Genomic DNA, 12,121 nt, shown 5'->3' on the forward strand with positions numbered 1-12,121 from the left:
ACCGGCACCCGTGCCCTGACCCGGCTGACGCTCGCCGGGCAGGACTTCCTCGACCTCGCCGCGTTCGGCGAGGGCACGGCGAGGGGGTCGCCAGGTCGCCGCGCATACCGCTGCCCCGTTCGTCGGTGGAGGACACGGGCCTGCCGCTGCCGGACCCGCAGCCGGAGGCGGGCGCCGTACCCGACGCACCCCCGGCCCCGACCCCGTACGTCCCCCTTGTCCTGGAGCACCGCGTGCTGAAGGCGTTGCTCGGGGCGTGGGCGTTGGCGGCCTGTTCGCCGGGGGAGGCGCTGGCCGTCGAGGAGCATCTCGGGGTGTGCGGGGCCTGCGCGGACGAGGCCCGGCGGCTGCGCGAGGCCGTGGGCCTGCTGCAGCGACCGGAGAGCCTCGACCTGGCCCCGGCCCTGCGCACCCAGGTGCTGGACGCCTGTCTGGGCCGCCGGCCACCCCGTATCCCGGTACCGCGCTGGGCGGCCCCGTACGACGCGGAGGCCGCCCGGCTGGACGCGTTGCTGCAGGACATCGACCAGGCGGACTGGCACGCCCCGGTGCATCTGCGCTGGTTCGAGGGCGAGGGCCCGGTGAGCCGGCGGACGACCGTGGCCGGGGTCATCGCCCATCTGCTGAGCGTCGACGGGCTGGTCGCGACCGCGCTCGGCCTGGAGGACCCGCTGGACCGACTCGACACACCGGCCCCGGACGCCCGGACACCGGCGGCCCGCACCGAGGCGTACTGGAAGGCGTCCCACTTCCCGCCGACCCGCTCCATCCGCACCCCGTGGCGGGAGCAGAGCCACGACATCGTGCGGACGACGTCGTTCACGAGCGACGCCGAGGCGGTGCACGAGACCGAGCCGGACAAGAGGGACGCGAGGGATGACGGGGAGGAGAGGGCCGAGACGGACGCGCCGGGGCGGGGAGTGTCGGTGTCGTACGGCGGTTTCCAGCTGGCGCTGGAGGACGCGCTGCTCGACCGGGCGTTCGCGTGCTGGATTCACGCCGAGGACATCGCGGAGGCGGTGGACTACCCGTACCAGGCGCCGTCCGGCCGGCATCTGCACGGCATGATCGACCTGGCCGCGCGCATGCTGCCCACGGCACTGGCCGACCGCCGGAGGGCGGGCCTGGCCACACCCCCACCGGGCCGCCATCTGGTCCCGGCCGGCGCCCCCGGCCGCACCCTCCGCCTGGAGATCGAGGGCTCGGGCGGCGGCGAATGGCTCATCGCTCTGGACTCCCCCGCCGCCACGGCCTCCACCGACCACGAGATCGCCCACGTGGCCCTCGACGGAGTCGAGTTCTGCCGCCTGGCCGCGGGCCACGTCCCCCCGGAGGAAGCGGTGGCGGGCCAGCAGGGCGACCGCCAGGCGATCAGGGATGTGCTCTACGCGGCGGCGTCACTGAGCAGGATGTAGGGCGCCTCAAAGCCGCAGCTCAACAAAGGGGCGCGGGGCTGCGACATGTGCGGCTCCGCCGCGTGGGCGCGACCAGCCACAACGACCCCGCACCCGCCAAACGAACAACGCTCCCCTGAGCTATTAGGCGCCCTCACGCAAAAACAACAGTCCGCCGCCCATTCATCAAAATCCTCCGCTCGGCATGCCACTTCACAGCCCGAGCCAACGCCTGACACTCCACATCCCGCCCCACGGCGACAAGCTCCTCCGGCGTCACCCCATGCCCCACCCGCTCGACCTCCTGCTCGATGATCGGCCCTTCATCGAGGTCGGCGGTGACATAGTGCGCGGTCGCGCCGATCAGCTTCACACCCCGCGCATGCGCCTGGTGATACGGCTTCGCGCCCTTGAAGCTCGGCAGGAAGGAGTGATGGATATTGATGATCCGCCCGCTGAGCGCCTTGCAGAGGTCATCGGAGAGCACCTGCATATACCGGGCGAGCACGACAAGCTCGACATTCTCCCCCCGCACCAGCTCCAGCAGCCGCGCCTCCGCGTCCGCCTTCGTGTCCCTCGTCACCGGAATGTGGTGGAACGGAATGTCGTACGAGGCGACGAGCTCGGCGAAGTCGGTGTGGTTGGAGACGACGGCCGCGATCTCGACGGGCAGCGCGCCGATACTGGCCCGGAACAGCAGGTCGTTCAGACAGTGCCCGAACCTGCTGACCATGAGGATGACGCGCATCTTCTCGTCGGCCCGGTTGATCTGCCAGTCCATCTGGAAGGAGTCACCGATCGCCGCGAAGCTGGCCCGCAGCTTCTCGACGCTCACCGGCGCCTGAGCCGAGAAGTGGACGCGCATGAAGAACAGACCCGTGTCGTGGTCGCCGAACTGCTGACTGTCCTCGATGTTGCAGCCGGTCATGAAGAGGTAGCTGGACACGGCGTGCACGATGCCCTGCTTGTCGGGGCAGGCAAGGGTGAGGACGTACTGGTCGGCGGGCGCCTCGGCGCCTCGGGTGGACTGCGCGTTCATGCCGGACAGGGTCCCATACGGCCTACCGAAGCCGACAATCGTCCCGCGGACCGACCGGACCGACCACACCCCTACCCATCGCCCACTTCCCCTTACTCCCTCCACGCGGCCCGCGTCATGATCCCCGCGCTCCCCCTACGCGACCCGCGCTCTCCCTACGCGGCCCGCACTCCCCCTACGCGACCCGCGTCATGATCCGCAGCACCTCCAGGGTGCGCGGCGGCGCGTCCGGGTCGTCGCCGTCGCTCGCCGCCAGGCGGACATGGGCCTCGCGGGACGCACGGACGGCCTCGGGCCAGGCCTCGTGGTTCAGATACGCGGAGACCGGCGCGTCGGGCCCGACCTGGTGCATGATCCGCAGGACGCGCAGCACGGCGGTGTCGACGAGGGCCGCCTCCTGGGCGTCCCGGAAGATCGTGCCGACGTACTTCTCGGCGGACCAGTTGTCCAGCCAGGTGTCCTCGACCAGGCGGTACACGGCGTCGGTGACGTCACCGTATCCGTCGACGCCGGCCAGCCAGACGTCCCGCTGGAACACCGGATCGGAGAGCATGTGCAGCGCGGAGCGCACATTGCTGCGCCAGCGCCACCACGGCATGTCGTTGAGTGGCATGCCGCCCATGGTGGATGAGCGACGCCCACGACGGGAAGGGTTCTCCGGACCTTGGACGGACATCGATTGCGCATTCCTCTCTAAAACCTCTCGAATATACGATCGTAGCCCGCGCTATTCACCTCTTGGCCACCTCACCTTGACCGTCCGTCACGCCACGGTTGGTGATGTGGCGGAATCGTGCGGGGCCATGACCGGCTTCCAGGCACGACGGAACCCCTTTGTCCCAGGCCTCGCCAAGGGCCTGGCCGGCGCGACCACACTGGCGGTGTGTGCGTCGTTCGCCGTCGGGTGCGGGGTCGTCCCTGGTACCACGGGGGGTTCCGGGGGCGGCACCGTCACCGTCATGACCTGGGCGCCGCAGGACACCTCCGCCACCAACAAGCCCGGTATGCCGGCCATGGCCCAGGCGTACGCCCGCTGGGTCAACGCGAACGGCGGCATCAACGGCCACGAGCTGAAGATACTCACCTGCAACGACCACAACGAGACGGTGTCCGCCGCGAAGTGCGCCCGGCGCGCGGAGGACGAGGGCGCCGTCGCGGTCGTCGGCTCCTACAGCCAGCACGGCCGCTCCTATCTCGGCCCGCTGGAATCCGCAGGCATCCCCTACATCGGGGGCTACGGCGTCACCGACGACGAGTTCTCCAGCTCCCTGTCCTACCCGGTCAACGGCGGCCAGGCCGCACTGATGGCGGGCCTCGGCGAACAGCTCGCGAGCACCTGCGGGCCCGTCGCCCTGGTGCGCCCCGACTCCATAGCCGGCGACCAGCTTCCGCTGCTGATGAACTCCGGGCTGAAGACGAAGGGCCATCCCGCCGTCTCCGACCAGCTGGCCGCCGAGGACGCCACCGAGTACGCGCGGCACTCCACCGAGGCCCTGCGGCAGGCGACGTCCGACGCGACGGCGCGGGAGGAGGGATGCGTGGTCCCGGCGCTCGGCGACCGGACCTCCACGTTCATGGACTCCTTCCGGCGTGACCGCGAGGACTACCCGCGGGTGCGCACCGGCACCGTCCTCGGCAGCATCGACCAGTCGATGATCGACTCCACCGGCGGGAAGTCCTCGCCGTACGAGGGGTCGTACGTCACCGGCTGGTACCCGGTGGAGAGCGACAAGCGCTGGGACGAGATGAAAGAAGTGATCAAGGAGCACGCCTTCGGTGACAACCGCATCGACCCGGCGGACCCCGGGGTGCAGACCACCTGGATCGCGTACACCGTGCTGAGGGCCGTCATCGAGGAGATCGGCGACGGGGAGGTGACCTCCCGTACGATCGGCCGCGTCCTCGACAGCGGCTTCAAGGTCGACACCGGTGGCCTCACCCCACCCCTCAGCTGGCGCTTCGAGGACCTGATCGCCGCCGCGAACTTCCCCCGCCTCATCAACCCCGAGGTCACCTTCCAGGTGGTCCGCAAGGGCCAGCTGGTCGCGGCCCGCAAGGGCTTCGTCAACGTCGAACAGACCCTGGTGGACGCGGCCTGATCCCCTGGCGGACGCGGTCGCGGTCGCGGAGCTACAGCTGACCCGCCTGGCGTTCGGTCAGACCGTAGTCGGCGGCTATGGCGTTCCACAGCTCGGCGGCCTTGGTCTTCTGGGTGCTGGCGGTGGCGCTGGCCTTGTTGCCCGCCTGGGTCTGGCCGGTGGTGCGGGCCTGGCCCTTCTTGCAGCCCTTCTTCCCGGCGACCTGGTCGGCCCACGCGGCGTAGTGGTTGTCGGCGGAGGCGGACGCCTTCCACGCCTCGGTGAGCGCGGTGGTCAGGGCGGCGTGGTTCGGCAGCTTGTCCACGGACAGCGTGCCGAGCTTGGTGACCAGGTCGTTGCGCTGCTTGGCCGCGCCGCGCAGATCGGTGGCGGCCTGCCCCAGGTTCTTGCAGGACCGGATGTTCGACACGGCCTTGACCACGGTGTTACGGCTGTTGCCGCTGTCCGCGAGCAGCTTGTCCAGCGCGACGGCCTGCTCCTTCGCCGGGTCCGCCGACGGGGACGCCGACTCCTCGGGCGCGTTCTCGGTCGCCGACACCGGCTTGTTGTCGCTCTGCGAGCCTCCGCTCTCCGACCCCGCGCTGCTCATCAGGGCCCCCGCCCCGATCCCGAGCACGGCGATCCCGACCCCGACGGCCGCGATCAACGGCACCCGGGACCGTGTACGACCGCCGCCCCCGTCACGTCTCGCGGGGCCCCGCCCACCATGCCCGGCATCAACGGGGCCGTGCCCACCGTGACCGTGCCCGTACGCCTGCGGCGGCAGCCCGGCGCCACCGCCGTACGGCTGCTCGTTCTCGATCCGGGGCAACTGCTGGGTGGCCCCGGCGGCCCCCGGCTCACTCCTGAACAGGCTGTCGAAGACATCCCCCTGGGGCCCCTGCGGCTCCGGCGCACCGTACGGCTGGGGCTGGGGCTGCACCGGGGGCGGTGCGGCGGTCACCGGCGGTATGTACTGCGTGGCCTGTGCGTCGGGATGCACGGGCGGCGCCCCGTGCGGGGGGTGCCCGGCGTTCGCGGGGGGCGGCGGCGGCCCGGAACCGCCACCGTCCGGCACCCGCCCGAGAAACGTCGTGGCCTCGGCCGACGGCGTCTCCGGCGGCAGCGCCCCCGGCCCCACCGGCGGCAGATACTGCGTGGCGGCGTCGACCACCGGAGCCTGCCCGGTCACGGGCGGTATGTACTGCGTGGCCGCCTCTGCCACGCCCCCACCCGAAGGCACCGGCGGAATGTACTGAGTGGCCCCCTCATCCATGGCGGCGACGGGCGGCAACGGCGCGCCGGCCGCCGGACCCGAAGCACCGGGACCACCGCCCCCCGCCACCGAAACCTCACCCGCGACCGGCGGCAAGGGCCCCCCGAACCCGCCCCCGCCATACGTCTCAACCCCGTACGAGCCCCCCTGCGCCCCCTCGGGCGGCAACGGCGCACCACCCCCATGAGCACCGACGGCCCCCGCCCCACCCCACTCGGGCACGGCCGGTTGAACGTGCGGGGCGGCGGGCGGCTGGGCATAGGCATCAGCGGTCGGCTGCGCATGCGCATAGGGATCACCCGCCGACTGCCCATGCGCAAAGGGGTCACCTGCCGACTGCCCATGCGTATAGGGATCACCCGCCGACTGCGCGTGCCCATAGGGGTCGGCGCCCGACTGCGTATAAGGATCAACGGCCGGCTGATGATAGGGATCAGCGGCCGACTGCCCCTGACCAGCGCCGGAGGGATGCTGCCCGATCCCGGCAGCGGCATCTGGGCCGCCCCCGCCGGAGGCCCCCTGGCCGGCCCCCCACGGCCGCCCCGCCGGCTGAACCGGCGCGGGAGGCAGATCCCCCGGCATCAGCGGCGCACCCCCATCGGAGGGCAGCACGATGCCTTCGCGCGCGGTCCGCGCCAAGGGCTCCTCGCCCTGTCCACTCTGCGTCACCAGGACTCCTACGAACGGGGGACTTTACGGAATCAACGCCTCACGCTACCGGGTACACACAACCACCCGCCAAGCAGTGCCCATGCCTGGATGGCGACCCGGCGCCCTCATCGGCGGCCCGCGCCCCCGTGCTGGCGGCGCAGCCGCCGCTCAAGGGGCGCGGGGCCGTATCGATATGCGGCTCCGCCGCGCGGGCGCGAGCAACCACAACACACCCGCACACCGCAACAAGCCCCACCCCCACGGCGCACCCCGGACAGGCCCAGCCCGCCCAACGCCCACCTACAACCCAAGCCCCACAGAACCCGGCACCCCAGCGGAGCTACGCCGCCTGCAACTCCATCCGCGCCCCGAACTCCCGAACCACCGCCTCCTCCCTGAACGGCTCCAACCGCTGCTGAAAGTCCTCCAGATACTCGGCCCCCCGGTTCGACCGCAGCGACCCCAGCAACTCCACGGCCTTCAGCCCCGTATGACACGCGGCCTCCACCTCCCGCTGCTGAACCTGCGCGGTGGCGAGCAGCACATAGCCGATGGCCCGGCGCCGAGCCCGCGCGGCGGGATGCTTGACCAACGCCTCCTCGGCCCGCCGCGCCGCGGCCTCCGCCTGCCCCAGATCCCGGTGGCAGTGGGCCAACTCATCGGCGAGATAAGCCTCGTCGAAGTGCTGAATCCACGCCGGATCGTCCCCGGAGGCGGGGTCGGCCGCCTCCAGCGCCGACACAGCCATTCCCGCCGCCGCCTGCGCGGCCCGCGCGTCACCCATCAGCGCATGCCCCCGCGCCTCCGCCGCATGGAACATCGACTCCGCACGCGGTGTCGCCCGCCCCCGCGCCCCCTCCTGCGCCGCGCGCGCCAACTGCGCGATCTCCCGAGGATTCCCGAGCTGCGCGGCGAGATGGCTCATGGACGCGGCGAGGACGTAACCGCCGTACGCGCGATCCCCGGCGGCCTGGGCGAGCCGCAGCGCCTGGATGTAGTACCGCTGGGCCAGGCCGGGTTGCCCGGTGTCCACGGCCATGTACCCGGCGAGTTCGGTGAGTCGGGCGACGGCCGCGAACAACTCCCGCCCCACCGCCTCCCGGTACGAGCCGGCCAGCAGCCCGGAGACGACGCTGTTGAGGTAGTGCACGACGACCGGCCGTACATGCCCGCTGCCGTACTGGTGGTCGAGATCGACCAGCGCCTGGGTCATCGCGCGTACGGCGGCCACGTCCGGCAGTCCGACCCTCGGGCCCGCCGAGCGTGCCACCTGCGAGTCGGGCGCCGAGATCAGCCAGTCACGGCTGGGTTCGACCAGCGCGGACGCGGCGACCGACGACCCGGACAGGAAGTCCCGCCGCCCCACATCGCTGCGCCACAACTCGCAGACCTGCTCGATCGCCCCGAGGACCGTCGGCGAGAACTGCAGTCCGACGCCGGAGGCGAGGTTCTTGCCGTTGGCCATGCCGATCTCGTCGATCGTGACCGTACGGCCCAGCTTGCGGCCGAGGGCCTCGGCGATGATCGCGGGGGCGCGGCCCCTCGGCTGCTGTCCCCGCAGCCAGCGCGCGACGGACGTCTTGTCGTAGCGCAGGTCCAATCCGTGCTCCGCGCCGCACATATTGACCCGACGGGCGAGCCCCGCGTTGGAGCAGCCCGCTTCCTGGATGAGCGCCTGCAGTCGTTCGTTCGGCTGCCTGGCGACGAGCGGCCTTGCGGCCATTGGCGTACCCCCTGTGGCTGTGGTGCCTTGCCCACGCACCGAGTTGACGTGTCTTCAGTGACCGGGTTCCTTCGCACACGCGTACCGAAAGCACGTACTGCTGTATCGAAAAGATCCGGCCTCGAAGATCAATGCCCCGCCGACATACCGAAGATGCGAGACATGCCAGGATTGCCGGGGTAAACACGGATGCTGTACCCCACACGTGGCTACCCGGCTCACTCGGCCGTCCTTCCCGCGCGCCCCCGGGCGTGCACCCGTGCGCCCCGGGCCCGGAAGCGATGCTCTCCCCCGCGCATGTGACTTCCGTAACCCCTGATGACCGCTAGAGTTGTGTTCATCGTGGAAGAGACCATCGCGGGCCCTGAAGCTGCCCAAATCCCGAAGCAGCGTGGTGAATCGCTGCTGGACACCGCCGTTCGATACGCCGAAGAGCGCCACTGGGACGTGTTCCCGGGCACATGGCTGGAAGCCGTCGACGGGGTGCAGCACTGCTCCTGCGGCAATGCCGCGTGTGCCACCCCCGGCGCGCACCCGGCGCGCGAGGACTGGGCGACCCAGGCGACAGGCAGTGCGACCGTCGCACGCCGTCTGTGGTCGAAGCAGCCGACCGCGTCGATTCTTCTGCCGACCGGCCGGACCTTCGACACCATCGATGTCCCCGAGACCGCGGGGTTGTTGGCGCTCGCTCGTATGGAGCGGATGGAGCTGACGCTCGGTCCGGTGACCTGGACGCCGGACCGCCGTATGCACTTCTTCGTGCTGCCGGGCGCCTCGGTCAAGGTCCCTGATCTCGTACGGAAGTTGGGCTGGTCCCCACTCTCCCTCGACCTCAAGGCGCTGGGCGAGGGCGAGTATGTGGCGGCGCCGCCCACTCGGTACGGGTCGCGGGGGGCTGTGCAGTGGGCACGCCGGCCCACGCCGGCGAATCGGTGGCTGCCGGACGCCGAGGAACTCATCTCGCCCCTGGCGTACGCGTGCGGTAGGGATGGGCGCCGGTAACGCTCCGGGTGGGGGTGTTTCGGCCGGTTGCGCGGCTGCGGGTGGGTTGTGGTTGCTCGTGCAGTTCCCCGCGCCCCTAAAAGCAGGGGCTGCGCCCCGCTTTCAATCGGGCCGCAGGCCCATGCTGTCAAGGGGCGCGGGGCAGTGACATATGCGGCTCCGCCGCGTGGGCGCGATCAGCCCCCACCTACCCGCACTCGCCCAACAAACCGCTCCACCCGAGTCATTAGGCGCCCGGCACGCCATTCACCGCGTGAAACCGTCCAAGAACGGCTCTATCGCGGAGCGCCACGCCTCCGGCTGGTCGTAGTGGACGAGGTGGCCGGCGTCGGAGACCTCCGCGTACTGGCCGTGAGGGAGGACGCGGACCATCTCCTGCGACTCGGCCCGGCCCAGTTCGCCGTCGAGGCCGCGGACGACGAGCGCGGGGCACTGGACCTGGGTCAGCTCCTCCCAGTGCGCGTCGTACACCCAGGTCTCGCGGGTCTTCAGCATCAACTCGGGGTCGAAGACGGGCCGCCAGCCGTCGGCGCACTCGTGCATGACCTCGGCGTAGAACTCGCCCCGCGACGGGTTGGGCCGCTCCACCCAAGGGTCGTCCTCGCCGAACCATTTGCGGACGTCGGCGAGGGTGGCGAAGGGCAGCGGCCAGGCCTTGAACCAGGTCTCCCACTCGCGCTGCGAGGCGGCACCCAGCGCGGAGGCCCGCATATCGCAGATGATCAGACCGCGCACCAGATCGGGGCGCTTGGCGGCCAGCTGCCACGCGGTCAGCGCGCCCATGGCATGGCCGATGAGGACGACGGGGGCGAGACCGAGTTGTTCGACGGCGGCCTCGGCGTCCTCCACATAGGCCTCACGGGTGTACGCGGCCTCCTCGGGCTTCTGGCTCTGCCCATGTCCGCGCTGGTCGAGCGCGACGGCGCGATGCCGCTCGGAGAGCCAGCGGGCGGTGGGTGCCCAGTGGGAGGCGCGGCCCATGAGGCCGTGCAGTAACAGCACCCCCGGCCGCCCGGAGCCGTCGTCCCCGATCCGCCCGTCCACCCCGATCCGCCCGGCCGCCCCGATCGACCCGATGTCGCCGGCCTCGCCGGTCTTGGGCGGGTCGCCGAACTCCCAGGCAGCGAGGCTCACACCGCCCGCTCCGGTCACGTCGATGCGCCGCACCATGGACACCCCCCAGGCTCCCGCTCGGACCACCTGCCGCCGCCTCTCGAACGTCTCGCACATCCCGCACGTCCTGTCGTACGTCCTGCACCCGTCGCCCTGAGCCGGCCGGTCCTCGTCGTCCTACCGCTGTCGTACCACTGCCGTGCACTTGCTTCTGCGCTGTCGCCCACCGTGCGCCTCGTCGCGACCGGCGGGCACTGCTGTTACAGCGTGCCTATCGGGTGACACGTTACGTATGCGGGGTGTGCGGCGGTACGGATACCGGCGGTACGGTCGCCGGTCCGTACGGGGAGCACCGCCCCGCAACTGGCTCCGACACCCAGATTATCGAATGCGCATTCGAAGATGCGGTTCTCGGTGACAACACCCCTCGTTCGAGTGACCCCCCTCAAGGATTGCCCGCCATCGCCGGGGGGAGATCTTCAACGGGAGGCGGACCGCTCGGGGAAAACGGTCCGAGGGGGATGACCCTGGGAGCTCGGGGCTCCGGGTCAGCACAGGGGAGGACAGGCCCCGGCGCCGTACGGCGCCGGGGCCCTCCTCATGTCCACGGCACATGCGCATCCGCCCGCCCCTTCCCCTGCCACCACGCGATGCGTCGTCGCGGCCGCCGAGAGCCCTCAGGTCATATGCCTCATGCGCAAGCCTCGCATGCGAACGGCGCGAGCGCTGCGATTCGGAACACTGAATCTTGGACCCGGGGAGAGCGAACGCGACCGCAGCTGTCGCCCGGCGTCGGTCTCAGCGCATGGCACCGGGCGCGTGGCGCTCGGCGCTTGGGTTCAGTGCTTGGTGTTCAGCGTTTGGGTTCAGCGCTTGGCGACGAACACGTGGGAGGCGACGTCCGCGTCCAGCTCCGCCGCCTCGCCGCCGCTGCCCACCAGGACTCCGCCGGCCGCCTCCGTGACGCTCACGACCGAGCCCGGCTGCACTCCGGCCCGGCGGAGCGTGTACATCAGCTGGGCGTCCGTCTGAATGGGCTCGCCGATCCGGCGTACGACGACGGTCTTGCCCTCGTGGCCGGGGTCGAGGTCCGCCAGCGACACCATGCCCTCGTCGAGGAACGGGTCCGCGCCGTCCTTCTCGCCCAGTTCCTCAAGCCCCGGGATCGGGTTGCCGTACGGCGACTCCGTGGGGTGGCGCAGCAGTTCGAGCACGCGGCGCTCCACGGCCTCGCTCATCACATGCTCCCAGCGGCAGGCCTCCGCGTGGACCTGCTCCCACTCCAGACCGATCACGTCGACGAGCAGACACTCGGCGAGGCGGTGCTTGCGCATCACGCGGGTCGCGAGACGGCGGCCCTCCTCGGTGAGTTCCAGATGGCGGTCCGGGGCGACCGACACCAGGCCGTCCCGCTCCATGCGGGCGACCGTCTGGCTCACCGTCGGACCGCTTTGGTCGAGCCGCTCGGCGATACGGGCACGCATGGGGACCACACCTTCCTCTTCCAGTTCGAGGATGGTGCGGAGATACATCTCCGTCGTGTCGATCAGTCCGGACATACGTGCCCCTCGATGAGATTCAGCCGGAGCCTGGCCGTTCGGCCCACCGGCTTGCGCTGGCCCTGGACTCAATTCTTACGCATCCCACTGACAACCGGGTTCTGGCAGCCGATTTCGAAGCCACGTCAGCGCGTACACCACCGTCCGGTGCCACCGCGACCGCTGTACGTGAGCGGTCGCGCGCGGTACGTGGCCACCGACCCGCCCCGGGCGCCGACACGCCACGCGCGCGTCGACACCCCATTGACACCCAACTGGTCCAGACCTCTACCGTGATCCAAAAGGC

General features: G+C 70.9%; 9 protein-coding genes. 3 read left to right on the top strand and 6 right to left on the bottom strand.

Annotated elements, in window-relative coordinates:
- Positions 1–104: 104 nt before the first annotated feature.
- Complete coding sequence (locus ACWD4G_RS38915) at positions 105–1,415, top strand: zf-HC2 domain-containing protein (RefSeq protein WP_451302330.1); 1,311 nt, start codon at positions 105–107, stop codon at positions 1,413–1,415.
- Positions 1,416–1,548: 133 nt separating this feature from the next.
- Here the strand turns inward: ACWD4G_RS38915 and purU are convergent, their stop codons facing one another.
- Positions 1,549–2,433, bottom strand: a complete 885-nt coding sequence (purU, locus tag ACWD4G_RS38920; protein ID WP_451302225.1) for a formyltetrahydrofolate deformylase — start codon at positions 2,431–2,433, stop codon at positions 1,549–1,551.
- A 175-nt stretch (positions 2,434–2,608) separates the two neighbouring features.
- Positions 2,609–3,109, bottom strand: a complete 501-nt coding sequence (locus ACWD4G_RS38925; protein ID WP_451302227.1) for an SCO4402 family protein — start codon at positions 3,107–3,109, stop codon at positions 2,609–2,611.
- 127 nt (positions 3,110–3,236) lie between these two features.
- Between ACWD4G_RS38925 and ACWD4G_RS38930 the strand changes: the two genes are divergently transcribed.
- Complete coding sequence (locus ACWD4G_RS38930; RefSeq protein ID WP_451302229.1) at positions 3,237–4,532, top strand: ABC transporter substrate-binding protein; 1,296 nt, start codon at positions 3,237–3,239, stop codon at positions 4,530–4,532.
- Positions 4,533–4,563: 31 nt separating this feature from the next.
- Here ACWD4G_RS38930 and ACWD4G_RS38935 read toward each other — a convergent pair whose 3' ends face one another.
- Positions 4,564–6,456, bottom strand: coding sequence for a hypothetical protein (locus tag ACWD4G_RS38935; protein WP_451302231.1), 1,893 nt, complete (start codon positions 6,454–6,456; stop codon positions 4,564–4,566).
- Positions 6,457–6,778: 322 nt separating this feature from the next.
- Positions 6,779–8,161: a transcriptional regulator gene (locus ACWD4G_RS38940; protein WP_451302233.1), complete on the bottom strand. Its 1,383-nt coding sequence runs from the start codon at positions 8,159–8,161 to the stop codon at positions 6,779–6,781.
- Between the two features lie 318 nt (positions 8,162–8,479).
- Here ACWD4G_RS38940 and ACWD4G_RS38945 point away from each other — a divergent pair, with 318 nt between their 5' ends.
- Positions 8,480–9,163 (top strand): bifunctional DNA primase/polymerase, encoded by a 684-nt coding sequence (locus ACWD4G_RS38945; RefSeq protein ID WP_451302235.1) that lies wholly within the window; start codon positions 8,480–8,482, stop codon positions 9,161–9,163.
- Between the two features lie 246 nt (positions 9,164–9,409).
- On the opposite strand, the gene ACWD4G_RS38950 is transcribed toward ACWD4G_RS38945, so the two are convergent.
- Together ACWD4G_RS38950 and ACWD4G_RS38955 are read right to left on the bottom strand one after the other, a co-directional pair.
- Positions 9,410–10,333 carry an alpha/beta fold hydrolase gene (locus ACWD4G_RS38950; protein WP_451302237.1) on the bottom strand — a complete coding sequence of 308 codons (924 nt, stop codon included), beginning with the start codon at positions 10,331–10,333 and terminating at the stop codon, positions 9,410–9,412.
- An 809-nt stretch (positions 10,334–11,142) separates the two neighbouring features.
- Entirely contained in the window at positions 11,143–11,835 is a 693-nt protein-coding gene (locus ACWD4G_RS38955) for a metal-dependent transcriptional regulator (RefSeq protein ID WP_451302238.1), read from the bottom strand.
- Positions 11,836–12,121 lie beyond the last annotated feature (286 nt).

This window comes from Streptomyces sp. NPDC002643 (assembly GCF_053592555.1).